Origin of the sequence: Variovorax soli NBRC 106424 (assembly GCF_001591385.1) — a bacterium.
Taxonomy (GTDB): Bacteria; Pseudomonadota; Gammaproteobacteria; order Burkholderiales; family Burkholderiaceae_C; genus Variovorax; species Variovorax soli.
Window position 1 is genome coordinate 1 of the sequence record NZ_BCUU01000019.1, and the last position, 25,066, is coordinate 25,066.

General features: G+C 66.6%; 26 protein-coding genes and 1 tRNA gene. 6 read left to right on the forward strand and 21 right to left on the reverse strand.

Annotation, left to right across the window (positions count from 1 at the left end):
* Positions 1 to 81: 81 nt before the first annotated feature.
* The gene (gene rpiA, locus VSO01S_RS08150; RefSeq protein ID WP_068641310.1) at positions 82 to 771 is read right to left on the reverse strand and encodes a ribose-5-phosphate isomerase RpiA; all 690 of its coding nucleotides are present in this window, start codon (positions 769 to 771) and stop codon (positions 82 to 84) included.
* A gap of 43 nt (positions 772 to 814) precedes the next feature.
* Here rpiA and VSO01S_RS08155 point away from each other — a divergent pair, with 43 nt between their 5' ends.
* Complete coding sequence (locus VSO01S_RS08155; RefSeq protein ID WP_068641311.1) at positions 815 to 1,873, forward strand: quinone-dependent dihydroorotate dehydrogenase; 1,059 nt, start codon at positions 815 to 817, stop codon at positions 1,871 to 1,873.
* Positions 1,874 to 1,895: 22 nt separating this feature from the next.
* Here VSO01S_RS08155 and VSO01S_RS08160 read toward each other — a convergent pair whose 3' ends face one another.
* From VSO01S_RS08160 to uvrB, 14 genes are all read right to left on the reverse strand, one after another.
* A complete protein-coding gene (locus VSO01S_RS08160) occupies positions 1,896 to 2,603 on the reverse strand; it encodes a phage holin family protein (RefSeq protein ID WP_068641312.1) in 708 nt (235 codons plus the stop codon).
* 51 nt (positions 2,604 to 2,654) lie between these two features.
* Positions 2,655 to 2,966: an ElaB/YgaM/YqjD family protein gene (locus VSO01S_RS08165; RefSeq protein WP_068641313.1), complete on the reverse strand. Its 312-nt coding sequence runs from the start codon at positions 2,964 to 2,966 to the stop codon at positions 2,655 to 2,657.
* A 98-nt stretch (positions 2,967 to 3,064) separates the two neighbouring features.
* Positions 3,065 to 4,168, reverse strand: coding sequence for an NAD(P)/FAD-dependent oxidoreductase (locus VSO01S_RS08170; protein ID WP_068641314.1), 1,104 nt, complete (start codon positions 4,166 to 4,168; stop codon positions 3,065 to 3,067).
* Positions 4,169 to 4,207: 39 nt separating this feature from the next.
* Complete coding sequence (locus VSO01S_RS27070; RefSeq protein ID WP_153305175.1) at positions 4,208 to 4,345, reverse strand: hypothetical protein; 138 nt, start codon at positions 4,343 to 4,345, stop codon at positions 4,208 to 4,210.
* A 138-nt stretch (positions 4,346 to 4,483) separates the two neighbouring features.
* Positions 4,484 to 4,558: transfer RNA gene (locus VSO01S_RS08175), tRNA-Val, on the reverse strand.
* A 44-nt stretch (positions 4,559 to 4,602) separates the two neighbouring features.
* The gene (gene dnaQ, locus VSO01S_RS08180; RefSeq protein ID WP_068641315.1) at positions 4,603 to 5,328 is read right to left on the reverse strand and encodes a DNA polymerase III subunit epsilon; all 726 of its coding nucleotides are present in this window, start codon (positions 5,326 to 5,328) and stop codon (positions 4,603 to 4,605) included.
* Between the two features lie 31 nt (positions 5,329 to 5,359).
* Entirely contained in the window at positions 5,360 to 5,698 is a 339-nt protein-coding gene (fdx, locus tag VSO01S_RS08185; protein ID WP_068641316.1) for an ISC system 2Fe-2S type ferredoxin, read from the reverse strand.
* Positions 5,699 to 5,715: 17 nt separating this feature from the next.
* Positions 5,716 to 7,572, reverse strand: coding sequence for a Fe-S protein assembly chaperone HscA (gene hscA / locus VSO01S_RS08190; RefSeq protein ID WP_068641317.1), 1,857 nt, complete (start codon positions 7,570 to 7,572; stop codon positions 5,716 to 5,718).
* Between the two features lie 4 nt (positions 7,573 to 7,576).
* Positions 7,577 to 8,095: a Fe-S protein assembly co-chaperone HscB gene (gene hscB, locus VSO01S_RS08195; RefSeq protein ID WP_068641318.1), complete on the reverse strand. Its 519-nt coding sequence runs from the start codon at positions 8,093 to 8,095 to the stop codon at positions 7,577 to 7,579.
* Between the two features lie 150 nt (positions 8,096 to 8,245).
* The gene (gene iscA / locus VSO01S_RS08200; RefSeq protein WP_068641319.1) at positions 8,246 to 8,569 is read right to left on the reverse strand and encodes an iron-sulfur cluster assembly protein IscA; all 324 of its coding nucleotides are present in this window, start codon (positions 8,567 to 8,569) and stop codon (positions 8,246 to 8,248) included.
* Between the two features lie 2 nt (positions 8,570 to 8,571).
* Entirely contained in the window at positions 8,572 to 8,982 is a 411-nt protein-coding gene (gene iscU / locus VSO01S_RS08205) for a Fe-S cluster assembly scaffold IscU (protein ID WP_068641320.1), read from the reverse strand.
* Positions 8,983 to 9,021: 39 nt separating this feature from the next.
* Positions 9,022 to 10,242, reverse strand: a complete 1,221-nt coding sequence (locus tag VSO01S_RS08210) for an IscS subfamily cysteine desulfurase (protein WP_068641321.1) — start codon at positions 10,240 to 10,242, stop codon at positions 9,022 to 9,024.
* Between the two features lie 89 nt (positions 10,243 to 10,331).
* Complete coding sequence (gene iscR, locus VSO01S_RS08215) at positions 10,332 to 10,868, reverse strand: Fe-S cluster assembly transcriptional regulator IscR (protein WP_068641322.1); 537 nt, start codon at positions 10,866 to 10,868, stop codon at positions 10,332 to 10,334.
* Between the two features lie 249 nt (positions 10,869 to 11,117).
* Positions 11,118 to 13,241 carry an excinuclease ABC subunit UvrB gene (uvrB, locus tag VSO01S_RS08220; protein ID WP_084241750.1) on the reverse strand — a complete coding sequence of 708 codons (2,124 nt, stop codon included), beginning with the start codon at positions 13,239 to 13,241 and terminating at the stop codon, positions 11,118 to 11,120.
* 133 nt (positions 13,242 to 13,374) lie between these two features.
* On the opposite strand from uvrB, the gene VSO01S_RS08225 reads away from it, so the two are divergent.
* The 4 genes from VSO01S_RS08225 to VSO01S_RS08240 all read left to right on the forward strand — a co-directional run bounded on the left by VSO01S_RS08225 (position 13,375) and on the right by VSO01S_RS08240 (position 17,392).
* Entirely contained in the window at positions 13,375 to 14,571 is a 1,197-nt protein-coding gene (locus tag VSO01S_RS08225; RefSeq protein ID WP_068641364.1) for an amino acid aminotransferase, read from the forward strand.
* Positions 14,572 to 14,712: 141 nt separating this feature from the next.
* Positions 14,713 to 16,101 carry a polyhydroxyalkanoate depolymerase gene (locus VSO01S_RS08230; RefSeq protein ID WP_068641323.1) on the forward strand — a complete coding sequence of 463 codons (1,389 nt, stop codon included), beginning with the start codon at positions 14,713 to 14,715 and terminating at the stop codon, positions 16,099 to 16,101.
* A gap of 8 nt (positions 16,102 to 16,109) precedes the next feature.
* Positions 16,110 to 16,763, forward strand: coding sequence for an RnfABCDGE type electron transport complex subunit B (locus tag VSO01S_RS08235; protein ID WP_068641324.1), 654 nt, complete (start codon positions 16,110 to 16,112; stop codon positions 16,761 to 16,763).
* A complete protein-coding gene (locus tag VSO01S_RS08240) occupies positions 16,760 to 17,392 on the forward strand; it encodes a LysE family translocator (RefSeq protein ID WP_068641325.1) in 633 nt (210 codons plus the stop codon). Before VSO01S_RS08235 ends, VSO01S_RS08240 begins: the two co-directional genes overlap by 4 nt.
* Positions 17,393 to 17,402: 10 nt before the next feature.
* Here the strand turns inward: VSO01S_RS08240 and yedA are convergent, their stop codons facing one another.
* Positions 17,403 to 18,308: a drug/metabolite exporter YedA gene (gene yedA, locus VSO01S_RS08245; protein ID WP_068641365.1), complete on the reverse strand. Its 906-nt coding sequence runs from the start codon at positions 18,306 to 18,308 to the stop codon at positions 17,403 to 17,405.
* Positions 18,309 to 18,396: 88 nt separating this feature from the next.
* On the opposite strand from yedA, the gene VSO01S_RS08250 reads away from it, so the two are divergent.
* Complete coding sequence (locus VSO01S_RS08250; protein ID WP_068641326.1) at positions 18,397 to 18,903, forward strand: Lrp/AsnC family transcriptional regulator; 507 nt, start codon at positions 18,397 to 18,399, stop codon at positions 18,901 to 18,903.
* Here the strand turns inward: VSO01S_RS08250 and VSO01S_RS08255 are convergent.
* Genes VSO01S_RS08255 through meaB form a run of 5 tightly spaced genes read right to left on the reverse strand, consistent with a single transcriptional unit; the run spans position 18,893 to position 25,058 of the window.
* Entirely contained in the window at positions 18,893 to 19,393 is a 501-nt protein-coding gene (locus VSO01S_RS08255; RefSeq protein WP_068641327.1) for a VOC family protein, read from the reverse strand. The genes VSO01S_RS08250 and VSO01S_RS08255 overlap by 11 nt on opposite strands.
* Entirely contained in the window at positions 19,390 to 20,406 is a 1,017-nt protein-coding gene (bioB, locus tag VSO01S_RS08260) for a biotin synthase BioB (RefSeq protein WP_068641328.1), read from the reverse strand. Before bioB ends, VSO01S_RS08255 begins: the two co-directional genes overlap by 4 nt.
* Positions 20,406 to 22,454: an acetyl-CoA carboxylase biotin carboxylase subunit gene (gene accC / locus VSO01S_RS08265; protein ID WP_068641329.1), complete on the reverse strand. Its 2,049-nt coding sequence runs from the start codon at positions 22,452 to 22,454 to the stop codon at positions 20,406 to 20,408. Before accC ends, bioB begins: the two co-directional genes overlap by 1 nt.
* 18 nt (positions 22,455 to 22,472) lie before the next feature.
* Positions 22,473 to 24,005: an acyl-CoA carboxylase subunit beta gene (locus tag VSO01S_RS08270; protein WP_068641330.1), complete on the reverse strand. Its 1,533-nt coding sequence runs from the start codon at positions 24,003 to 24,005 to the stop codon at positions 22,473 to 22,475.
* Between the two features lie 60 nt (positions 24,006 to 24,065).
* Positions 24,066 to 25,058 (reverse strand): methylmalonyl Co-A mutase-associated GTPase MeaB, encoded by a 993-nt coding sequence (gene meaB / locus VSO01S_RS08275; protein ID WP_068641366.1) that lies wholly within the window; start codon positions 25,056 to 25,058, stop codon positions 24,066 to 24,068.
* Positions 25,059 to 25,066: the final 8 nt, after the last annotated feature.

Here is a 25,066-nt window from a genome sequence, read left to right on the forward strand (position 1 = left end):
CCCCGAGCGCGCCGCCGCCTCCGCCCAGCGGCCCGACCGCCGACAACCCGGCGGGCATCCGCTTCTAGCCGTTCGCGCTTCTCAGCCGAAATTGAGCGTCTCGACGCCCGACGATGTGCCCAGCAGGCACACGTGAGCACGCTGCAATGCGAACACGCCGACGGTGACCACGCCGGGCCACTGGCTCACTTCCAGCTCGAAGGCCTTCGGATCGGTGATGCGCAGGCCGCTCACGTCGATGATGTGCTGGCCGTTGTCGGTCACCAGCGGGGCGCCATCCTTTTCCCGCACCTGGGCCACGCCGCCCATGGCGGCGAACTGGCGCATGATGCGCTGCGCCGCCATCGGGATCACCTCGACCGGCAGCGGAAACGCGCCCAGCACCTCCACGCGCTTGGACGCATCGGCAATGCACACGAACTGACGGGATTGCGCCGCCACGATCTTCTCGCGGGTGAGCGCCGCGCCGCCGCCCTTGATCATGTGGCCGCGGCCGTCGATCTCATCGGCACCGTCGATGTAGACAGCCAGTTCTTCAACCTCGTTGCTGTCGAACACCGGAATGCCCAGGGCCTTGAGCCTCTCGGTGGAAGCCACCGAACTGGACACGGCGCCCTTGATCTGGTCCTTCATGCCGGCCAGCGCGTCGATGAACTTGTTGACCGTGGAGCCGGTCCCCACGCCAACGATGGTGCCGGGCTGCACGTAGGCCAGTGCAGCGCGTCCGACTTGCGCCTTGAGTTCGTCCTGGGTCGGGGGGGTGCTGCTCATCGGGGAAAATCCTTGGTTGCTTTCGAACACTGAGAATTATCCGATGTCACTCGTTCCTTACGGCCTCGCTCGCCCTTTCCTCTTCGGCCTGGACGCCGAACAGGCCCACGAGATCACGCTGGAGGCACTGGCGCGCACGCAGAACACGCCGCTTGCCTGCTTCTATTCGCAAACGCGCGTCGACGATCCGGTGACGCTGGCGGGCCTGAAGTTTCCCAACCGCGTGGGCCTGGCCGCGGGCCTGGACAAGAACGCGCGCTGCATCGACGCGTTCGACGCCATGGGCTTCGGATTTGTCGAGGTCGGCACGGTGACACCCAAGGCGCAGCCGGGCAACCCCAAGCCGCGCATCTTCCGCATTCCGGAGCGCGACGCGCTCATCAACCGGCTGGGCTTCAACAACGAGGGGCTGGACGCCTTCGTTCGCAACGTGCAGCGGGCGCGCTTTCGCCGCCCGGGCAACACCCGGCCGGCGCTGCTCGGGCTGAACATCGGCAAGAACGCCGCCACGCCCATCGAGAACGCGGTCGACGACTACCTGATCGGGCTGGCCGGGGTGTATCCGCACGCGGACTACGTCACGGTCAACATCTCCAGTCCGAACACCGCCAACCTGCGCAGCCTGCAAAGCGACGAGGCGCTGGACGGCCTGCTGGCCGCCATCGCGCAGCGCCGCGAGGCGCTGGCGGCGGAACATGGCAAGCGGGTGCCGATCTTCGTGAAGATCGCCCCGGACCTGGACGAAGCCCAGGTGCAGCTGATTGCCGCCACCTTGAAGCGCCATGGCATCGACGGCGTGATTGCCACCAACACCACCCTGGCCCGCGACGCCGTCGCAGGCCTGGCCCATGCGCAGGAAACCGGCGGCCTGTCGGGGCGGCCAGTGCTGGCAGCCAGCAACCGGGTCATCGCGCAGCTTCGCGCGGCGCTGGGCGCGGGCTATCCGATCATCGGGGCGGGTGGCGTGCTGAGCGCGGAAGATGCCCGCTCGAAGATCGCGGCGGGCGCCGATGTGGTGCAGATCTACACCGGCCTCATCTATCGGGGGCCCGCGCTGGTGCGCGAGGTGGCGCGCGCGCTGGCTGCGCGCGCGCCGCGCTGAACCGGGCCCAGGCTGCGGCGGCTCAGCGCCGCAGTTTCCAGACGATGGGCAGCGCCCACGTCGCGACCCGCAGCAGCCGCTTGGGCCCCACCGCCGCCACCACACCGGCGGCCACCGCCGCGGTGGCCAGCGGATGCTCGCGCACGGTCTGCGTCACGAGCGTGCTCAGCGGCGGCTGCCCGGGCGAGGCCGCGCCGGAGCCGCGCGGCGGGTTCTGCAGGGTCATGATGCGCTCGCGCTGACGCTCCATCCGGGCCAGCAGTTCGTCGCGCGTGGCCGGACGCGGCTCGCGCAGCGCCGGATCGCGCGGCCTGGAGCCGATCTGCGCCTGGAACCAGTGCCAGTCGCGGGCGAACTCGCGGCGCGCCATCTCGATGCCCTCGGTCTTGCTGCGCAGCGTGTTGAGCAGCCAGACCACGAAACCGAGCCAGACCACGGCCCAGACGATGGCCACCGTCCATGCGGCAGCCACACGCTGGGGCGTGTCCCAGAAGTGAACCACCACGGCCACCGACAGCAGGGCACACGCCACGGTCGTCAGCCCCATGACGGCCACGACCAGCAGCGTGATCAGGTGCAGGCGGCGCTTTTCCTCTTCCCAGGCCAGGCGCAGCAGCTGCGCCCGGTCTTCGGCCGCCAGCGCGCCTTCGCCCGCCGCCACGCGGATATTTCGCAGCTTGCGATCCAGGCCGGTGAACGCCAGGATGCGCTGGGTCAGCGCGCCGGTCATTCAGGCGCCCCGCCGATCAGGCCGGCCGGCTTCAAGGCCGGCCGCAGGTTCTCAACGGCGGCCAAGCGCCAAGCCCACCAGAATGCCCACGGCCAGGGCCGCTCCGGCAATCTGCCACGGTTCGTCGTGGGCGTAGGCATTGGCCTGGCCGGCAGCTTCGCGCGCCTTCTTGGCGGCGAGCTTGCCCTTTTCGGCAGCCAGTTCGCGGGCGATGGCCAGCTTGGCATCGACGCGCTGGCGCAGCGCCTTGATGTGCGGCACCGACTCCAGTTCCTTGCTCGAGAGCACGCCGCGCACATCGCTGGCGAGGTCTTCGACCACCTGGTTGGCTGCTGCTTCGAGATTGGCGGTAGAAGTGGACATTACTGACGATCCTCCAGGAAAACCTTGATCGGCCACACGCCGACGATGTCACGCGCCACACGTGGCGCATGGCCGCATGTTACAGGCTGGCCGCTTGGCTACGCCAGCATTTCAGCCACGCGCGCGCCAATCGCCAGGCTGCTGGTCAGGCCCGGCGACTCGATGCCGAACAGATTCATCAGCCCTGCGACGCCATGCTCCTCCGGGCCCTGGATCATGAAGTCGGCGGCGGGCTGGCCGGGGCCGGATATCTTGGGGCGCATGCCGGCATAGCCAGGAATCAGCGCTTCATCCTGCAGGCCCGGCCAGTACTTGCGCACCTCGGCATAGAAGGCCTTCCCGCGCGCCGGATTCACTACCAGATCCTCCGGACGGTCGACCCACTGCACGTCGGGGCCGAACTTGGCCTGGCCGCCCAGGTCGAGCGTGAGGTGCACGCCGAGCCCGCCCGGCTCCGGCACCGGATAGACCAGGCGGCTGAACGGCGCCCGGCCACTCAAGGTGAAGTAGTTGCCCTTGGCGAAGTAGGCCGTGGGCACCGCATCGTCCTTCAAGCCCGCAAAGCGGCGCGCCAGCGCAGGCGCATGCAGGCCCGCCGCATTCACCACGCTGGCGCAGCGAAGCTGCGTGCCGTCTTCCATGAAGAGGTCGATCCCTTCGCCCACGCATTCGGCCCGGGCCACGGGCGACTTCAGCGCCACCATGCCGCCGGCGTTTTCCAGATCGCCCTGCAGGCTCAGCATCAGCGCATGGCTGTCGACGATGCCGGTGCTGGGCGAATGCACCGCGGCCACGCATTGCAGCTGCGGCTCCATGGCGAGCGCCTGCTGGCGGGTGAGCACGACCAGGTCATGCACGCCATTGGCCCGGGCCTTGGCGACGATGCCTTCCAGTTCGCCCACCTGTTCCTGCGACGTGGCGACGATGAGCTTGCCGCAGCGGCGGTACGGAACCGCTCGCTCGTCGGCATAGGCATACAGCATCTCCTTGCCCTGCACGCACAGCTGCGCCTTGAGCGAACCCTGCGGGTAGTAGATGCCGGCATGGATCACTTCGCTGTTGCGCGAGCTGGTGCCAGTGCCGATGCCGCCCTCGCTCTCCAGGACCATCACCTCGCGCCCGGCCAATGCCAGGGCCCGCGCCACCGCCAGGCCCACCACACCGGCGCCGATCACGGCGCAATCGATCTTTTCTGCTTCCATGCGCGAAGCTTAGCCGCACGTGCGCACGTGCCACGCTGCTCAATGCGGCGGCGCGATGGGCTCCGCAGGATCGTCGGGCTGGGTAGGCGAAGGCACCGGGCCCTCGTCGGGTTCCACCGGCATCTCGCCCGGGTCCGCCGGACCGGGCTTGTGCGGCGTATGAAGTGGGGCGTTCATGGCCATGCGCTGCTCCTGGCCTGCAAGTGTGCGCCGCTGTGCCCTCGAAGGCAAAGCCTGGGAAACACCGCAAAACGCCGAGGCAGAAAACAAAAAAGGCGGCCTGGATATCCAGGTCGCCTTCTTGTTGGGGAATCTTGGTGGGCGGTGGAGGTTTCGAACCTCCGACCCCAGCAGTGTGAATGCTGTGCTCTACCCCTGAGCTAACCGCCCTCTTTCACATCAATCGCGTTTTTATTTGCGTTTGCTGCGAAGCCTCAGATTATAGCAACATTTTCAGCGCCAACTTGGCGGAACAAAGTTTTTCCATTGCTGGCCTTGTCCAGTTGCAGCAACACCTCTTCGTGAATCGCCAGTTCCTGCTCCGAAGCGGTAAGCACCGGCAGCTGGAATTGCCGCAGGTCGATGGTGGTCACCTGGCCCTGCTGCGGCTCATCGCTCGCCACGTCGATCAGCAGCGCATCCTGCCCGCGGGTGAGGTTGATGTAGACGTCGGCCAGCAGCTGCGCGTCGAGCTTGGCGCCGTGGAAGGTGCGGTTGGAGCGGTCGACGCCGAAGCGGTCGCACAGCGCGTCGAGCGAATTGCGCTTGCCGGGGAACAGCGCCTTGGCCATGGCCAGCGTGTCGGTCACCTCGCCCGCGCATTCGCGCAGCGGCGGCAGGCCGGCACGCTCGAACTCCTTGTTCAGGAAGCCGACGTCGAAGGCCGCGTTGTGGATGATGATTTCCGCATCGCGCAGGTACTCGACGATCTCCTGCGCCATGACGCCGAACTTCGGCTTGTCGCGCAGGAATTCCGTGGTCAGGCCGTGCACCTTGAGCGCGTCCTCATGGCTTTCGCGCTCGGGGTTGAAGTAGATGTGCAGGTCGTTGCCGGTGAGCTTTCGGTTGAACAGCTCCACACAACCCAGTTCGATGATGCGGTCGCCGTCTTCGGCGGACAGGCCAGTGGTTTCGGTGTCGAGGACGATTTGCCGGGTCATTCAGGCTCGCGCTGCGGTTTCTTCTATTTGATCAGTGGTTTTCCTTGGCGTGGTTGATCGAGTACTTGGGGATCTCGATCGTCACGTCCTGCTGCGCAAGGATAGCCTGACAGCTCAGGCGCGATTGCGGCTCCAGGCCCCAGGCGCGATCCAGCAGGTCGTCTTCGCTTTCGTCCGATTCGTTGAGCGACTCGAATCCCTTGCGCACGACCACGTGGCAGGTGGTGCAGGCGCAGCTCATCTCGCAGGCATGCTCGATGTGGATGTCGTTGTCCAGCAGGGCCTCGCAGATGGAGGTGCCCGCCGGCGCGCTGATTTCTGCGCCCTCGGGACAGTACTCGGCGTGCGGAAGGATCTTGATGGTGGGCATGTCGTTGTTTTCGTGATTCAGATGGATTCGATCGTGCGGCCGGCCAGTGCGCGCGCAATGCCCTGGTTCATGCGGCGTGCGGCAAAGGCTTCGGTGCCGTCGGCCAGCGCCTTGGTGGCCGCCTCCACCGTGGCGGCATCGCGGGCGTCCTTGGCCTGGCGCAGCGCTTCCATCAGTGCATCGATGTGCTGGCGTTCCGTTGCGTCGAGCAACGCGCCGTCGGCATCCAGCGCGCTTTGCGTGGCCAGCAGCATGCGATCGGCATCGACGCGGGCCTCGACCAGCGCGCGCGCCTGCATGTCCTGCTGCGCGGTGGCGAAGCTGTCCTGCAGCATGGTGGCGATCTGGTCGTCCGACAGGCCGTACGAGGGCTTGACCTTGACGCTGGCTTCGACACCGCTCGCCTGCTCCTTGGCGCTGACGCTCAGCAGGCCGTCGGCATCCACCGTGAAGGTGACGCGGATGCGTGCCGCACCGGCGGCCATGGGCGGAATGCCGCGCAACTCGAAGCGCGCGAGGCTTCGGCAGTCCTGCACCAGGTCGCGCTCGCCCTGCACCACGTGCAGCGCCAGGGCCGTCTGGCCGTCCTGGTAGGTGGTGAAGTCCTGCGCCATGGCGGTGGGAATGGTCTGGTTGCGCGGCACGATGCGCTCCACCAGGCCGCCCATGGTCTCGATGCCCAGCGACAGCGGAATCACGTCGAGCAGCAGCAGATCGCCGCTGCCGGAATTGCCGGCCAGCTGGTTGGCCTGCACGGCGGCGCCCAGCGCCACCACTTCGTCGGGGTTCAGATCAACGAAGGGGGCGCGGCCGAAGTACTCGGCCACGGCGCGGCGGATCACCGGCATGCGGGTGGCGCCGCCGACCAGTACCACGCCCTGCAGTTCGTCCGGCTTCAACCGGGCATCGCGCAGGGCCTTGCGCACGGCCGCCAGGGTGCGCTCCGTCAGGCCCGCAGAGGCCTTCTCGAACTGTTCGCGCGTGACGTCGACCGTTACGGCACGCCCGCCAATCTCGGCGCTGAAACGAGTCGACTCGGAATCCGTCAGCGCTTCCTTGGCGGCGCGGGCGGCAATCATCCACGCGGCCTTGTCGGCATCGCTTTGCAGGTTGATGCCGCTGCGGGCCAGCACGTCGTCGGCCAGCGCATGGTCGTAGTCGTCGCCGCCCAGGGCCGAGTCGCCGCCGGTGGCGATCACCTCGAACACGCCTTGCGTGAGGCGCAGGATGGAAATGTCGAAGGTGCCGCCGCCCAGGTCATACACGGCGTAGACGCCTTCGGCTGCGTTGTCCAGGCCGTAGGCGATGGCTGCGGCGGTGGGTTCGCTGATCAGGCGCAGGACGTTGATGCCGGCCAGCTGCGCCGCATCCTTGGTCGCCTGGCGCTGGCCTTCGTCGAAGTACGCCGGCACGGTGATGACGGCGCCGTACAGTTCGTCGTCGAAGGTGTCTTCCGCGCGAAAGCGCAGCGTGGCCAGGATCTCGGCGCTGACTTCCACCGGCGACTTGTTGCCGGCCCGGGTCTGCACCTGCACCATGCCGCCCTCGCCCGCCAGCTGATACGGCAGCGATTCGCGGCGGCCGATGTCCGCCAGGCCGCGCCCCATGAGGCGCTTGACCGAGGTGATGGTGTTGGCCGGGTCTTGCGCGCGGGCCGCCAGCGCGTCGTAGCCGATCTGGCGGCGCTCGCCCTCGAGGTAGCGCACCGCCGAGGGCAGCAGCACGCGGCCCTGCTCGTCGGGCAGGCATTCGGCCACGCCGTTGCGCACCGAAGCCACCAGCGAATGGGTGGTGCCGAGGTCGATGCCGACAGCGATACGACGCTGATGCGGGTCCGGGGCCTGGCCGGGCTCTGAAATTTGTAGGAGTGCCATCTTGTTATTGTCCCAAGCGGTCGAGTTTCGTCTCGACGTCCTTGGCAAAGCGCTCAATGAACATGAGGGCTCTGACTTGCGCGGCGGCCTCGGCATAGGCGCCCTTCTCGTCGATCAGCCAATCCAGCGACGACAGCGCACGGCGGCGTGCACCGTCGACCTCGTCGTGCAGCGCCTCCAGCGACCTGGCGTCGTGCGCATCGTCCAGCGACTCGCGCCACTCCATCTGCTGCATCAGGAATTCCGCCGGCATCGCGGTGTTGTGCTCGGCATCGATCGGCGCACCGTTGAGGGTGCACAGATAGGTCGCGCGCTTGACCGGATCCTTCAGCCGCTGGTAGGCCTCATTGATGCGGACCGACCACTGCATGGCCACCCGCTGGGCGACCGCGCCCTGGGCGGCAAAGCGGTCGGGATGCGCCTCGCGCTGCAGTTCCTTCCAGCGGGCGTCGAGCGAGGCGCGGTCCTGCGCAAAGGTGGCAGGCACGTCGAACAGTTCGAAATCGGTGGCGTCGAGCTTCATGAGCAGAAAAAAGCCGCCTGTACGTGACACGGCGGCGCGAGGTCTTCATGCGAGGAACACCGCGGAACCGGCTTTGCCGGGCCGCTGGTGTTTCCCCCTGCAAGGGGTTGGCGAAGCGACACGAAGTGGCGCGCAGCCTGGGGGATGTACCTAAATCCTGAAGCTTTCGCCGCAGCCGCAGCGGTCGCGTTCGTTCGGGTTGTTGAACTTGAAGCCTTCGTTCAGGCCCTCGCGCACGAAGTCCAGCTGCGTGCCGTCGATGTAGGCCAGGCTCTTGGGATCCACCAGCACCTTCACGCCGTGGTCTTCGAAGACCACGTCTTCCGGCGACAACTCGTCCACGTACTCGAGCTTGTAGGCCAGGCCCGAGCACCCCGTCGTCTTCACGCCCAGGCGCACGCCCAGGCCCTTGCCTCGCTTGCCGAGGTAACGGTTGACGTGGCGCGCGGCGGCCTCCGTGAGCGTAACGGCCATGTTCAGTGCGCAGCCTCGGCAGGCGCGGTGGCGCCGTGCTTCTGCTTGTAGTCGTTGACCGCTGCCTTGATGGCGTCTTCCGCCAGGATGGAGCAGTGGATCTTCACCGGCGGCAGCGCCAGTTCCTCGGCGATCTGCGCGTTCTTCAGCGCGGCCGCTTCGTCCAGCGTCTTGCCCTTGACCCATTCGGTCACGAGCGAGGACGAGGCGATGGCCGAGCCGCAGCCGTAGGTCTTGAAGCGTGCGTCTTCGATCACGCCGGTTTCCGGGTTGACCTTGATCTGCAGCTTCATGACGTCGCCGCAGGCCGGGGCGCCGACCATGCCGGTGCCCACCGTTTCGTCGCCCTTGTCGAAGGAGCCGACGTTGCGCGGATTTTCGTAGTGGTCGATGACCTTGGAGGAGTAAGCCATGGGGTACCTCTATCTATCTGTTCGTCTCTTGTGTCTTGATCAGTGCGCCGACCATTGGATGGTGTTCAGGTCGACACCGTCCTTGAACATTTCCCATAGGGGGCTCAGTTCGCGCAGCTTGGCCACGTTGTGCTTGATGGTCGAGACGGCGTAGTCGATTTCTTCCTCGGTCGTGAAGCGGCCGATGGTCATGCGCAGGCTGCTGTGGGCGAGTTCGTCGCTGCGGCCCAGGGCGCGCAGCACATAGCTGGGCTCCAGGCTGGCCGAGGTGCAGGCGGAGCCGCTGGAAACGGCCAGGCCCTTGATGCCCATGATGAGCGACTCGCCTTCGACGTAGTTGAAGCTCATGTTCAGGTTGTGCGGCACGCGGTGCTCGAGGTCGCCGTTGATGAACACCTGCTCCACGTCCTTCAGGCCGTCCAGCAGGCGCTTTTGCAGCTTGCGGGCCTTTTCGATGTCTTGCGCCATTTCGAGCCTGGCCAGGCGGAAGGCCTCGCCCATGCCCACGATCTGGTGCGTGGGCAGCGTGCCAGAACGCATGCCGCGCTCGTGGCCGCCGCCGTGCATCTGCGCCTCCAGTCGCACGCGCGGCTTGCGGCGCACGTACAGGGCGCCGATGCCCTTGGGGCCGTAGGTCTTGTGCGAAGCCAGGCTCATCAGGTCGATGGGCAGCTTGGTGACGTCGATGTCGAGCTTGCCGGTGGCCTGCGCCGCGTCGACGTGGAAGATCACACCCTTCTCGCGGCAGGCATTGCCCAGCGCGACCACGTCCTGCACCACGCCGATCTCGTTGTTCACGAACATGACGCTGGCCAGGATGGTGTCGGGGCGGATGGCTGCCTTGAACTTGTCCAGGTCGAGCAGGCCGTTTTCCTCGACGTCGAGGTAGGTGACTTCGAAGCCCTGGCGCTCCAGCTCGCGCATGGTGTCGAGCACGGCCTTGTGCTCGGTCTTCACCGTGATCAGGTGCTTGCCCTTGCCCTTGTAGAAGTTGGCCGCGCCCTTCAGGGCGAGGTTGTTCGACTCGGTGGCGCCGGAGGTCCAGACGATTTCGCGCGGGTCGGCGCCGATCAGTTCGGCCACGTAGCCACGGGCTTTTTCCACCGCCTCTTCCGCTTCCCAGCCCCAGGCATGGCTGCGCGACGCCGGGTTGCCGAAATGCTCACGCAACCAGGGAATCATCGCGTCGACCACGCGGGGGTCGACCGGCGTCGTGGCGCCGTAGTCGAGATAGATCGGGAAATGAGGGGTGACGTCCATGGCTCTGGCTCGGTGTTATTCGTGAATATCGTGGGGTTCGATCTCGCACGCTCCGAGGCGCCAGGCCCCGGAGCGCCGTGTACGCAGGTTCAGGACTTGGCGAAGGCGTTGCCCAGCGCAAAGACCGAGTTCGGCGCGTTCACGCGGATCGGCTTGACCACCGGCTGCGCCGAGATGGCGCGCTTGACCGCCGGCTTGTTCTCGACCGTGACGCCCTTGGCCAGTTGGTCGTCCACGAGCTTTTGCAGCGTGACGGAATCGAGAAACTCGACCATGCGCTGGTTCAGCGACGCCCACAGCTCGTGCGTCATGCAGCGGCCGGCCTCGCCCAGGCAGTTTTCCTTGCCGCCGCACTGGGTAGCATCGATCGGCTCGTCGACCGACACGATGATGTCGGCCACCGTGATCTCGGAAGCCTTGCGGCCCAGCGAATAGCCGCCCCCGGGGCCACGGGTCGACTCGACCAGCTCGTGGCGGCGCAGCTTGCCGAACAGCTGCTCGAGATAGGAAAGAGAAATCTGCTGACGCTGGCTGATAGCAGCCAACGTGACGGGACCGCTGTTCTGGCGCAGCGCCAGATCGATCATTGCCGTGACCGCAAAACGGCCCTTGGTAGTGAGACGCATCGCAAGCTCCTTATGTGCTTACCGTTGAAACCACACCGGAATTTGTGACTCCGGTGGCTCGTCTCCGCCCTAACCGGCTTCCCGCGGCACTGGAGACCCAGTGAGTTGGAGCCGGCCCTTCATCGCGAAGTTCTTTTGTTGTTGAGTAATTGAGTCAAGTATACCAGAAACCCCGGGGCGCTCGGGGTAAACACCGATGGGAAAGGCCCAATCGGCCCAATTGACCGATTCGGGCACTTTCAATGGCGACTATTTCCCAGGCGTGAGCACGGCGATGTTGTCGCCGCCGGCGCCGCCAAAAGCCTGCTCCCGCAACAGCGCCAGCTGGTCGCGCACCCGCGCCGCCTTCTCGAATTCGAGGTTGCGGGCGTGCTCCATCATGAGCTTCTCGAGCCGCTTGATCTCGCGCGAGATGTCCTTCTCGCTCATGTCCTCGACCTTGGCGCGCTGCAGCTCGAGCTTCTCGGCTTCCTTGCCGCTCTTTTCGCTGTAGACGCCGTCGATGAGGTCGCGCACCTGCTTGACGATGCTGCGCGGCGTGATGCCGTGCGCCTCGTTGTGGGCCAGCTGCTTCTCGCGGCGGCGCTCCGTCTCGCCGATGGCCTTCTTCATCGAGTCGGTCATCTTGTCGGCGTAGAGGATCGCCTTGCCGTTGAGGTTGCGCGCCGCCCGCCCGATGGTCTGGATCAGCGAGCGCTCGGCGCGCAGGAAGCCTTCCTTGTCGGCGTCCAGGATGGCCACCAGCGACACCTCCGGAATGTCCAGCCCCTCGCGCAGCAGGTTGATGCCCACCAGCACGTCGAAGGTGCCCAGGCGCAGGTCGCGCAGGATCTCCACCCGCTCCACCGTGTCGACGTCGCTGTGCAGGTAGCGCACCTTCACACCGTTGTCGGTGAGGTAGTCGGTGAGCTGCTCGGCCATGCGCTTGGTCAGCGTGGTGATGAGCACGCGCTCGTTCTTGTCGACGCGGATGCGGATTTCCTGGAGCACGTCGTCCACCTGGTGGGTGGCCGGCCGCACTTCGACTTCAGGATCGACCAGGCCGGTGGGACGCACCACCTGCTCCACCACCTGGCCGGCGTGCTCCTTCTCGTAGTCGGCCGGCGTGGCCGAGACGAAGATGCACTGGCGCATGCGGCGCTCGAATTCCGCGAACTTGAGCGGCCGGTTGTCCAGCGCCGAAGGCAGGCGGAAGCCGTACTCCACCAGCGTGGTCTTGCGCGCCCGGTCGCCGTTGTACATGGCGCTGAGCTGGCCGATCATCTGGTGGCTCTCGTCCAGGAACATCAGCGCGTCCTTGGGCATGTAATCGGTCAGCGTGGCCGGCGGCTCGCCCGGTGCGGCACCCGACAAGTGGCGCGTGTAGTTCTCGATGCCCTTGCAGTGGCCGATTTCCGCCAGCATCTCCAGGTCGAAGCGGGTGCGCTGCTCCAGCCGCTGCGCTTCCACCAGCTTGCCGTCGGCCAGCAGTTCCTTCAGGCGGCCGTCCAGCTCGAGCTTGATGGTCTCGACTGCGTTCAGCACCTTGTCGCGCGGCGTCACATAGTGGCTGGACGGGTAGATGGTGAAGCGCGGAATCTTCTGCCGGATGCGCCCCGTGAGCGGGTCGAACAGCTGCAGCGAATCCACCTCGTCGTCGAACAGCTCGATGCGGATCGCCAGCTCGCTGTGCTCGGCCGGAAACACGTCGATGGTGTCGCCGCGCACGCGGAAGGTGCCGCGCGAGAAATCCTGCTCGTTGCGCGTGTACTGCATGCGGATCAGCCGGCCGATCACGTCGCGCTGGCCGATCTTGTCGCCGTGGCGCAGGATGAACCGCATCTCGGTGTAGTCCTCGGGCGTGCCGATGCCGTAGATGGCGCTCACCGTGGCCACGATGATGGTGTCGCGCCGCTCCAGCACGCTCTTGGTGGCCGACAGTCGCATCTGCTCGATGTGCTCGTTGATGGACGAGTCCTTCTCGATGAACAGGTCGCGCTGCGGCACGTAGGCCTCGGGCTGGTAGTAGTCGTAGTAGCTGACGAAGTACTCGACCGCGTTCTTGGGAAAGAACTCGCGAAACTCGCTGTACAGCTGCGCCGCCAGCGTCTTGTTGGGCGCGAACACGATGGCCGGGCGCCCCAGGCGGGCGATCACGTTGGCCATGGTGTAGGTCTTGCCCGAGCCGGTCACGCCCAGCAGCGTCTGGAACACCTCGCCGTCGCGCACCCCTTCCACCAGCTGCTCGATGGCCGTGGGCTGGTCGCCAGCGGGCGGATAGGGCTGGAAAAGCTCGAAGGGGGAGTCGGGAAATTGGACGAACTCCCCCTGCTTGGCGGGGCCCACGGAACCGGTGGCGGGCGAGGCGGGCAGGACTTCAGGCAGTTCGGACATAGGGTGTTCCCGCATCAGGTAGGTGGCAAACAGTAAAATTCAAGGGAACTGGATAGGTTAAACCCAGACCGCCAGTTGCAAGAAAGCCCGGCCACCGGCCCGGGTGCCCTCCATCCCAACCGACTTTTTCACCATGTCCATGTTCAACGCCGTCGAAATGGCGCCGCGCGACCCGATTCTTGGCCTCAACGAGCAATTTGCTGCCGACACCAATCCGAACAAGGTCAACCTGGGCGTGGGCGTGTACTACGACGACAACGGCAAGCTGCCCCTGCTGGAGTGCGTCAAGGCGGCCGAGGCGGACATGCTCAAGGCCCCCACCGCCCGCGGCTACCTGCCCATCGACGGCATCGCGGCCTACGACAGCGCGGTGAAGAACCTGGTGTTCGGCGCCGACAGCGAACCCGTGGCCACCGGCCGCATCGCCACCATCCAGGCCATCGGCGGCACCGGCGGCCTGAAGGTCGGTGCCGACTTCCTCAAGAAGATCAACCCGAACGCCAAGGTGCTGATCAGCGACCCGAGCTGGGAAAACCACCGCGCGCTGTTCACCAACGCCGGCTTCCCGGTCGAGACCTACCCCTACTACAACGCCGAAAAGCTGGGCGTGAACTTCGACGGCATGCTCGAGGCCCTGGGCGCCGCCCCGGCCGGCACCATCGTCGTGCTGCACGCCTGCTGCCACAACCCGACCGGCTACGACCTCACCCCGGCCCAGTGGGACCAGGTGATCGGCGTGGTGCGGGCCAAGCACCTGGTGCCCTTTCTGGACATGGCCTACCAGGGCTTCGGCTTCGGCATTGCCGAAGACGGCGCGGTCATCGGCAAGTTCGTGGCGGCCGGCCTGACCTTCTTCGTGTCCACCTCCTTCTCCAAGAGCTTCAGCCTGTACGGCGAGCGCGTGGGCGCCCTGTCGGTGCTGTGCGAGAACAAGGAAGAAGCGGCGCGCGTGCTGTCGCAGCTGAAGATCGCCATCCGCACCAACTACAGCAACCCGCCGATCCACGGCGGCGCCGTGGTGGCGGCCGTGCTGAACAACCCCGAGCGCCGCGCCCTCTGGGAAAAGGAGCTGGCCGAAATGCGCGTGCGCATCAAGGCCATGCGCCAGAAGCTGGTCGACGGCCTCAAGGCCGCCGGCGTGAGCCGCGACATGGGCTTCATCACCCAGCAGATCGGCATGTTCAGCTATTCGGGCCTGACCAAGGACCAGATGGTGAAGCTGCGCAACGAATTCGGCGTGTACGGCACCGACACCGGCCGCATGTGCGTGGCCGCCCTGAACAGCAAGAACATCGACTACGTCTGCCAGAGCATCGCCAAGGTCCTCTGATTTCGTGAACAAGTGAACGCGCCCCCGGCGCGTTCACTTGGTGAGACGTTGGTACCCAGTCACATAGGGAACTTTCGCCTGCAAGCGGCATTCGGCCACTGATATATTGCACTGCAGCGAAGAAGAACCGAGGTCTCCCCGATGCTCTACCAACTCTACGAAGCGCAACGCTCCCTCATGGAGCCGTTTGCAGACTTCGCCCAAGCCGCCTCCAAGCTCTTTGGCGCAGGCACCGGCTTCAGCCAGATGCCCATGGCGCAGCGCGTTTCCGCCGGCTACGACCTGCTCTACCGGCTCGGCAAGGACTACGTCAAGCCCGAGTTCGAGATCAAGACCGTCAAGGTCGAAGACAACGATGTCGTGATCCAGGAAATCGTGGAGCTCGACAAGCCTTTTTGCGAGCTGCGCCGCTTCAAGCGCTTCACAGACGACACGCACACGCTGTCCATCCTCAAGTCGCAACCGGTGGTGCTGATCGTGGCGCCCCTGTCGGGCCACTACGCCACGCTGCTGCGCGACACGGTGCGCACCATGCTGCAGGACCACAAGGTCTACATCACCGACTGGAAGAATGCCCGCATGGTGCCGCTGTCCGAGGGCGAATTCCGCCTGGACGACTACATCAACTACGTGCAGGACTTCATCCGCCACCTGCAGTCCGAATACGGCCACTGCCACGTGATGAGCGTGTGCCAGCCCACGGTGCCGGTGCTGGCCGCCGTCTCGCTCATGGCCAGCCGGGGAGAGCAGCTCCCGCTGTCGCTCACCATGATGGGCGGCCCCATCGACGCCCGCAAGTCGCCCACCGCGGTGAACAACCTGGCGATGAACAAGAGCTTCGAGTGGTTCGAGAACAACGTCATCCACCGCGTGCCGCACGGCTTCCCGGGTGAAGGACGCCGCGTGTATCCGGGCTTCCTGCAGCACACGGGCTTCGTGGCGATGAACCCCGACCGCCACGCCAAGAGCCACTACGACTACTTCAAGGACCTGATCAAGGGCGACGACGCCAGCGCCGAGGCGCACCGCAAGTTCTACGACGAGTACAACGCCGTGCTTGACATGGACGCGGACTACTACCTCGACACCATCCGCACCGTGTTCCAGAAGTTCGAGCTGGTGCACGGCACCTGGGACGTGAGGAGCCCCGAAGGCGCCATCGAGCGCGTGCGCCCACAGGACATCCGCACCAGCGCCCTGCTCACCATCGAGGGCGAACTCGACGACATTTCCGGCTCGGGCCAGACCGAGGCCGCGCACGATCTGTGCACGGGCGTGAAGGCCGACAGCCGCAAGCATATCGAGGTCAAGGGCGCCGGACACTACGGCATCTTCAGCGGCCGGCGCTGGCGCGACCTGGTGTATCCGCAGGTCAAGGAATTCATCACCGCGCACGACCAGCCGCAGAAGCACCGCAGCGCCCGTGCCTCGGCCAGTTCCGAAGACTCCATCCGCGCCGGCAGCCGGCCAGCGGCCCGCAAGAGCTCGACAGCCACCCCTCGCAAGAAGGTGGCAGCGGCGCGGCGCTGAGCGCCGAGATGACTTCCTTTGCCGCACGCATCGACGACGCACTGCCGCAAACGCAGTGCACCCGCTGCGGCTATCCGGACTGCGCCGGCTACGCCCAGGCCATCGCCGGCGGCGAGGCGGACATCCATCAATGCCCGCCCGGCGGGGCCGAAGGCATTGCCCGGCTGGCCCGCATCACCGGCCGCCCGGCCAAGCCGCTGGGCAGCGAGTTCGGCGTGGAAGGCCCCCGCGCCCTGGCCGTGATCGACGAGCACTGGTGCATCGGTTGCACCCTGTGCCTGGATGCCTGCCCCACCGACGCCATCGTCGGCATCAACAAGCGCATGCACACCGTGATCGATGCGCATTGCACCGGCTGCGAGCTGTGCATTCCGGTCTGTCCGGTCGATTGCATCTCGCTCGAGGTTGCCACGCCCGGACGAAGCGGCTGGCAGGCCTGGTCGGCCGAGCAGGCGCAGGCGGCGCGGGCGCGCTACGGCATTCACAAGGCACGGCTTGGAGCTGCTGGCGCCACCGCTTCGGCGCCCTCACAATCCGGCAATGCTGACGCCAAGGCGTCGCCGGCTGCCGCCGACGATGCGGCTGCACGCAAGCGCGCCGTGATCGAGGCCGCCTTGGCCAAGGCCCGGGCGCGCCTGCCTGCCTCCGGAGACAAGAATTGAACACCGACACCCTGCTGATCTTCACGGCCGCCTCCTTCGTGCTGGCGGTCACCCCGGGCCCCACCATGCTGCTGGCTCTGTCCAACGGCATCTCGGGCGGCATGCGCCGTGCGCGCTGGGGCATCGTGGGCGCCTCGCTGGGAAGCACGGTGGTGATCGCCACCGTGGCGCTGGGGCTGGGCTCGCTGCTGGCGGCCTCCGAGTGGCTTTTCAACGCGCTGCGCGTGGCCGGCGTCGTCTACCTGGCCTGGCTGGGCATCAAGCTGTGGCGCAGCCCGCCGTCCGATGTGGCGACCGCCATGGCCACGCCCGACACCGAACCGCAGGGCCGCGCGGCCTTGCTGCGCAGCCTGACGGTGGCGCTCTCCAACCCGAAGTCGGTGCTGTTCTTCGCGGCCTTCCTGCCGCAGTTCATCGACACGGCCCAGCCGCAAGGCCCGCAGTACCTGGTGCTGGGCGCCATCTTCGTGCTGCTGGACACCTGCATCATGCTGGCCTACGCCGGTGCCGGCACGCAGGCCGTGCGCTGGCTGTCGCGCCGCAGCCTGCGCAACCTCAATCGCGGCTGCGCAGCCGGCATGTGGGCGCTGGCGGCCACCCTCGCCTTCTGGCGCCGCCCCGGCGCCTGAGCCTGCTTGCTCAGCTTCGGCGCTGCCACAAAAGCAGCAGCACGCCGGCCAGCACCACGGCCACCGCATACCACTCGAAGCGCGTCACCGTTTCGCCCGCCACCCCGACGCCCAGCAGCATCGCGATCACCGGGTTGACGAAGGTGTAGCTGGCCGCGAGCGAGGCCGGTGCCCGTGCGAGCAACACCATGTAGGCGTTGAAGGCGATGAGCGAACCGAACACCACCAGGTAGAGCCAGGCGGCCGCCGCCACCGGCTGGGGCGGCCAGGCCCAGTCCTCGCCCGCCAGGACCGACAGCAGCATCAGCACCACGCCGCCGCAGATCATCTCGCTGGCGAAGCCCATGGCACCCGGCGCCAGGGGCAGGCTGCGCTGGCTGAGCACGCTGCCCAGGGACCAGCTCAGGCAGGCCACGGCGATGGCGACCAGGCCCGCGGGCGACGCCTGGAAGCCGCTGCCCTGCGTCAGCATCAGCACGCCCGCCAGGCCCAGTGCAATGCCGGCGGACTCCCACTTCCCCGGCGAGATGTCCCAGAACAGGTTGAGCAGCGTGATCATCAGCGGCACCACGGCGATGAAGGCCACCACGAGGCCGGAACCGACCGTCAGCTCGGCATGCGCAACGCCGCCCATGCCGCCGCCGAGCATCAGGCCGCCCACCACCAGCGCGTTGCGCCATTGAACGCGGCCGGGCCACGGCGCGCCGCGCCAGCGCATCCACGCGGCCAGGACGAGGCCAGCCACCAGAAAGCGCGAGCCCATCTGCACGAAGGGCGGGAAGCTCAGCAGGGCGTACTTGATGGCGAGGTAGGTCGAGCCCCACACCACCCAGGTGGCCAGCAGGCACAGCAGCACCAGGGGCGGCAAGGTGCGCCCGGGCCAGCGTGGAGAAGCGCGATCGATGGCGGTGTTCATGGCCGGAAATGGTATGAAGGCGATGCGAACCAAGCCATGCAGAGTCAACGGTTGTGGCCGCAAAATGCCTTCGATTCAAAGGAAATTTATGACCAACGCCTTGAATGCCGAACTGGACGCCCACGACACCCGCATCCTGGCCGAACTGCAGGCCGATGCGCGCCTGAGCATGGCCGAACTCGGCCGCCGCGTGCACCTGAGCCAGCCGGCCGTGACCGAGCGCGTTCGCAAGCTGGAGGCCGCCGGCATCATCAGCGGCTACCGCGCGACCGTCGACCTGACCCGGCTGGGCTACGGCATACGCGCGCTCATCCGCGTCGGCCGCGCCGACTACGACCGGGTCGTCAAGCTGGTGCAGCAGACGCCCGAATGCGTCAATGCCTACAACGTGACGGGAGAAGACAGCTGGGTGCTCGAGATCGCGGTGGAAGACGTCGCCCACCTGGACGCGGTGGTCAGCAAGTTCTGCCTGCTGACCGAGACCGCGACATCGATCATCCTGAACGTGGTGCGCGAGCACCAGCCGATGCTGCCGCCGCAGCCGCCGCCATCATCCGGCGGCAAGGCGGCCCGGCGCAAACCGATCAAGGCCTGAGCGCCAGGGCCTTGAAGGCTGCGGTGACTTCAGGCGGCGCCTGCACCAGCTCGATCAGCACGCCCTCGCCCGCGATCGGAAACTCCTCGCTGGCCTTGGGATGCAGGAAGCAGATGTCGAAGCCTGCCGCACCCTTGCGGATGCCGCCCGGCGCAAAGCGCACGCCCTGGTCCGTCAGCCACTGCACGGCCGCCGGCAGATCGTCGATCCACAGGCCGATGTGATTGAGCGGCGTGGCATGCACCGCCGGCTTCTTGTCGGCGTCCAGCGGCTGCATCAGGTCGACTTCCACCTTGAAGGGGCCTTGGCCGATGGCGCAGATGTCCTCGTCGACATTCTCGCGCTCGCTCCTGAAGGTGCCGGTGATTTCCAGGCCGAGCATGTCGACCCAGAGGCGGCGAAGATGCAGCTTGTCCAGCCCGCCGATGGCGATCTGCTGGACGCCCAGCACCTGGAAGGGACGATTCGTGGTGGTGGTGGTGGTGGTCATGCGCATGGCTCCTCGACTTGCTGCGTCCGGCGCGCCTGCAGGCCCAGCTTGCGCAGCAGCTGCACGTCGGCCTCCACGTCCGGGTTGCCGGTCACCAGCAGCTTGTCGCCATAGAAGATGGAATTGGCGCCGGCCATGAAGCACAGTGCCTGCACGGCCTCGCCCAGCTGCTGGCGGCCTGCCGACAGGCGCACCCGTGCCTTGGGCATGGTGATGCGGGCCACCGCGATCATGCGCACGAACTCGAAGGGATCGACCGGCTCTGAATCGGCCAGCGGCGTACCCGGCACGCGCACCAGGCTGTTGATGGGCACCGACTCCGGATACGGATCGAGATTGGCCAGCTGCGCGATCAGCCCGGCCCGATGCACCGGCTGCTCGCCCATGCCGACGATGCCGCCGCAGCAGACATTGATGCCGGCGGCGCGCACCGCCGCCAGAGTGTCGAGCCGGTCCTGGTACTGGCGGGTCTGCACCACGTCGGTGTAGTACTCGGGCGCGGTGTCCAGGTTGTGGTTGTAGTAGTCCAGCCCCGCGCTCTTGAGCGCCTGGGCCTGGTGCGGCTCCAGCATGCCCAGCGTGGCGCAGGTCTGCATGCCCAGACCCTTCACGGCCTCGATGAGGGCCGCCACCTTCTCCACGTCGCGGTCCTTGGGCGCGCGCCACGCGGCGCCCATGCAAAAGCGCGTGGCGCCGGCGTCCTGCGCGGCCTTGGCGGCACGCAACACCTCGTCGACTTCCATCAGCTTCTGCGCCTTCACGCCGGTGTCGAACTCGGCCGACTGCGGGCAGTAGCCGCAGTTCTCCGGGCAGCCGCCGGTCTTCACCGACAGCAGCGTCGCCAGTTCGATGTCGCCTTCGGGAAAGTGCTGGCGATGCACCGTCTGCGCCTGGTGCACAAGGTCCATGAACGGCATGTCGAGCAAGGCCTGCACGGCCTCCACCGACCACGGGCCTTCGGCGCGGGCAGTCTTCACCGGCCGGTGCAGGGTCACTTCGCTGGCCACCGTCATCAAGCAAACTCCAGGATCACCTGGTCCACCGCGAGCGATTCGCCCTTGCCGGCCGAGACCTTGCTCACCACGCCGTCGCGCGCGGCAAACAGGACGTTCTCCATCTTCATGGCCTCGATCACCGCCAGCTTCTCGCCGGCCTGCACCTGCTGGCCCGGCTGAACCGACACTTCGACCAGCAGGCCGGGCATGGGCGACATGAGGAACTTGCTGAGGTCCGGCGGTGCCTTGTAGGGCATCAGCTTCATCAGGCGGGCGCCCAGCGGCGACAGCACCATGGCTTCCACCTGCGTGCCGTTGTGCGCCACGCGCAGGGCCAGCGGGTTCTTGCCCGCGCCGCGCTCCACCTGTGCGGTGAAGGGCTGGTCATTGACCAGGCCGGTGACCACCACCGCGCCCAGCGACGCGTCGCTGCTCATGCGGTAGGTCTTGCCATTCAGCGTCACGGCGCTGGAGCCGGTGCCGTTCTGGAAGTCGGTGACCGACACGTCGGTGTGATGCTGCTGGCCCTGCGCATCGACGGTGACCACGACGAACTTCTCGCCGATCTTCACGCCGTGGCCTTCCAGCTGGCCGCTGATGCGCGAAGCGCGGGCACGGTAGCGCCGGTGCATGAAGGCGGCCAGCGCCAGCAGGAAATCGGGCTGGCTGTGCGGCACGTCTTCCGCATGGAAGCCCTTGGCGTAATGCTCGGCGATGAAGCCGGTGTTGAACTCGCCCGACACGAACTTGGGATGCGCCAGCAGCGCCGCCTGGAACGGGATGTTGCTGCTCACGCCGCGAATCACGAAGCCGTTGAGCGCCTCGCGCATCTTCGCGATGGCGTCGTTGCGGTCCTTGCCGTGCACGATGAGCTTGGCGATCATCGAGTCGTAGTACATGGGGATCTCGCCGCCGTCGTACACGCCGGTGTCGACGCGCACGCCGCCCAGGTGCTGCGTGTCGGCCGCGAACATGTCGGCCTTGGGCGGCTGGAACTTCACCAGCCGGCCGGTGGAAGGCAGAAAGTTGCGGAACGGGTCTTCGGCGTTGATGCGGCACTCGATGGACCAGCCGTTGCGCTTCACGTCGGCTTGCGTGATCGGCAGCTCCTCGCCGGCGGCCACGCGGATCATCAGTTCCACCAGGTCCAGGCCGGTGATGCACTCGGTGACCGGGTGCTCCACCTGCAGGCGGGTGTTCATTTCCAGGAAGTAGAAGTCCTGGTTCTTGCCGACCACGAACTCCACCGTGCCCGCACTCTGGTACTTCACTGCCTTGGCCAGCGCCACGGCCTGCTCGCCCATGGCCTTGCGCGTTTCCTCGCTGATGAAGGGCGATGGTGCTTCTTCGATGACCTTCTGGTGGCGGCGCTGAATCGAACACTCGCGCTCGTTCAGGTAGACGACATTGCCATGCGCATCGCCCAGCACCTGGATCTCGATGTGGCGCGGCTGCTCGACGAACTTCTCGATGAAGATGCGGTCGTCGCCGAAGCTGTTGCGCGCTTCGTTCTGGCAGGCGGTGAAGCCTTCCAGCGCCTCCTTGTCGTTGAAGGCCACGCGCAGGCCCTTGCCGCCGCCGCCGGCGCTGGCCTTGATCATCACCGGGTAGCCGATGTCCTTGGCGATCTCCACCGCGCGCTCGGCCGATTCGATGGCGTCGTTCCAGCCCGGGATGGTGTTGACCTTGGCTTCGTTCGCGAGCTTCTTCGAGGCGATCTTGTCGCCCATGGCCGCGATCGAATAGTGCTTGGGGCCGATGAAGGCGATGCCCTCTTCCTCCACCTTCTTGGCGAAGGCTTCGTTTTCCGACAGGAAGCCGTATCCCGGATGCACGGCTTCCGCACCGGTGGCCTTGCAGGCGGCGATGATGCGGTCGGCCTGCAGGTACGACTCGCGCGAGGGCGCGGCGCCGATGTGCACGGCCTCGTCGGCCAGCTCGACGTGGCGGGCTTCCTTGTCGGCATCGGAATAGACCGCCACGGTCTTGATGCCCATCTTGCGGGCCGTTGCAATCACGCGGCAGGCGATCTCGCCGCGGTTGGCAATGAGGATCTTCTTGAACATTTTCTTTTTCTCCGCGCCTTACAGGGGAATGTTCCCGTGCTTGCGCCAGGGGTTGTCGAGCTTCTTGTCGCGCAGCATCACCAGGCTGCGGCAGATGCGCTTACGCGTTTCGTGCGGCAGGATCACGTCGTCGATGTAGCCGCGTGCACCGGCCACGAAGGGGTTGGCGAAGCGGGCCTTGTACTCGGCCTCGCGGGCGGCGAGCTTCTCGGCGTTGTTCTTGTCTTCGCGGAAGATGATCTCCACCGCGCCCTTGGCGCCCATCACCGCGATCTCGGCGCGCGGCCAGGCCAGGTTGACGTCGCCGCGCAGGTGCTTGGAGGCCATCACGTCGTACGCGCCGCCGTAGGCCTTGCGGGTGATGACGGTGATCTTGGGCACGGTGCACTCGGCATATGCGTACAGCAGCTTGGCGCCGTGCTTGATGATGCCGCCGTATTCCTGGCTGGTGCCGGGCATGAAGCCGGGCACGTCGACGAAGGTGACCACCGGAATGTTGAAGGCATCGCAAAAGCGCACAAAGCGCGCTGCCTTGATGGAGCTCTTGATGTCCAGGCAGCCGGCCAGCACCAGCGGCTGGTTGGCCACGATGCCCACCGTCTGCCCTTCCATGCGGGCGAAGCCGATGACGATGTTCTTCGCGTAGTCGGGCTGCAGTTCGAAGAAGTCGCCGTCGTCGACCACCTTCACGATCAGCTCCTTCATGTCGTAGGGCTTGTTCGGGTTGTCTGGCACCAGCGTGTCGAGCGACATCTCGGCGCGGTCGGCCGGGTCGCCGCTGGGGCGCACGGGCGGCTTCTCGCGGTTGTTGAGCGGCAGGTAGTTGTACAGGCGGCGCAGCATCATCAGCGCCTCGACGTCGTTCTCGAAGGCCATGTCGGCCACGCCACTCTTGGTGGTGTGGGTGGACGCGCCGCCCAGTTCCTCGGCCGTGACTTCCTCGTGCGTGACGGTCTTCACCACTTCGGGGCCGGTCACGAACATGTAGGAGCTGTCGCGAACCATGAAGATGAAGTCGGTCATGGCGGGCGAGTACACCGCGCCGCCGGCGCAGGGGCCCATGATCATGCTGATCTGCGGCACGACGCCCGAGGCCAGCACGTTCTTCTGGAACACGTCGGCATAGCCGCCGAGGGACGCCACGCCTTCCTGGATGCGGGCGCCGCCCGAATCGTTCAGGCCGATCACCGGGGCGCCGACCTTCATGGCCTGGTCCATCACCTTGCAGATCTTCTCGGCATGCGCTTCGGACAGCGCGCCGCCGAACACGGTGAAGTCCTGGCTGAACACGAACACCAGGCGGCCGTTGATCATGCCGTAGCCGGTGACCACGCCGTCGCCGGGAATCTTGTTGTCGGCCATGCCGAAGTCGGTGCAGCGGTGCTCGACGAACATGTCCCATTCCTCGAAGGTGCCGTCGTCCAGCAGCAGCTCGATGCGCTCGCGCGCGGCGAGCTTGCCCTTGGCGTGCTGCGCGTCGATGCGCTTCTGGCCGCCACCCAGGCGGGCCTGGTCGCGACGTTTCTCGAGTTCGTCGATGAGGTCTTGCATGATGTCTTTCGGAAAGAAAACGTTGGAAGTCTTGTGTGCGTGAGCAGCGAAGCAGCGGGACTAGCCGCCGCTTGCTGCCGCCGCCAGCAGATTGCGTGCGGCGGTCGATGCAGGCAGCTGGCCGTCGGCCACCTGCCGCGAAAGCTGGGGCAGCAGGCCGCGCACCTGCGGATGCTGCTTGAAGGATTGCTTGAGGCCGGCGTCGATGCGCTCCCACATCCAGGCCAGCGACTGCTTCTCGCGGCGCAGGGCCAGGCGCCCGTTGGCGGACTGGATGGCCTTGAAGCGCGACACCGCGCGCCAGAAGTCGGCGACGCCCGTGCCAGTAAGCGCGCTCAGCTGCAGCACCTGCGGCGTCCACTGCGCCAGTTCAGCGCCGGTGGCCGCATCGTGCATGGCCGCGGCATGGTCGGGGTTGCCGTGGTGCCCGAACAGGCGCAGGGCGGAGGTGATCTGCGCCCGCGCGCGGGTGGCGGCGTCGGGGTCCAGGTCGGCCTTGTTGATCGCCACCAGGTCGGCCAGCTCCATCACACCCTTCTTGATGGCCTGCAGGTCGTCGCCGGCGTTGGGCAGCTGCAGCAGCACGAACATGTCGGTCATGCCGGAGACGGCGGTTTCCGATTGGCCCACGCCCACCGTCTCGACGATGACGACGTCGTAGCCTGCGGCCTCGCACACCAGCATGGCCTCGCGTGTCTTCTCGGCCACGCCGCCCAGCGTGCCGCTGGACGGGCTGGGCCGGATGTAGGCACGCTCGTGCACCGACAGGCGCTCCATGCGCGTCTTGTCGCCCAGGATGGAGCCGCCCGACACGGTGGAGGACGGGTCGATGGTGAGCACCGCCACGCGGTGCCCCTGCTCGATGAGATGCAGCCCCAGCGCCTCGATGAAGGTCGACTTGCCCACGCCCGGCACGCCGGAGATGCCGAGCCGGAACGAATGGCCGGTGCGCGGCAGCAGCGCGGTGAGCAGTTCGTCGCCCTGCGTGCGGTGGTCCGCGCGGGTCGATTCGAGCAGCGTGATGGCCTTGGCAATGGCGCGGCGCTGGGCCATGCCCTCGC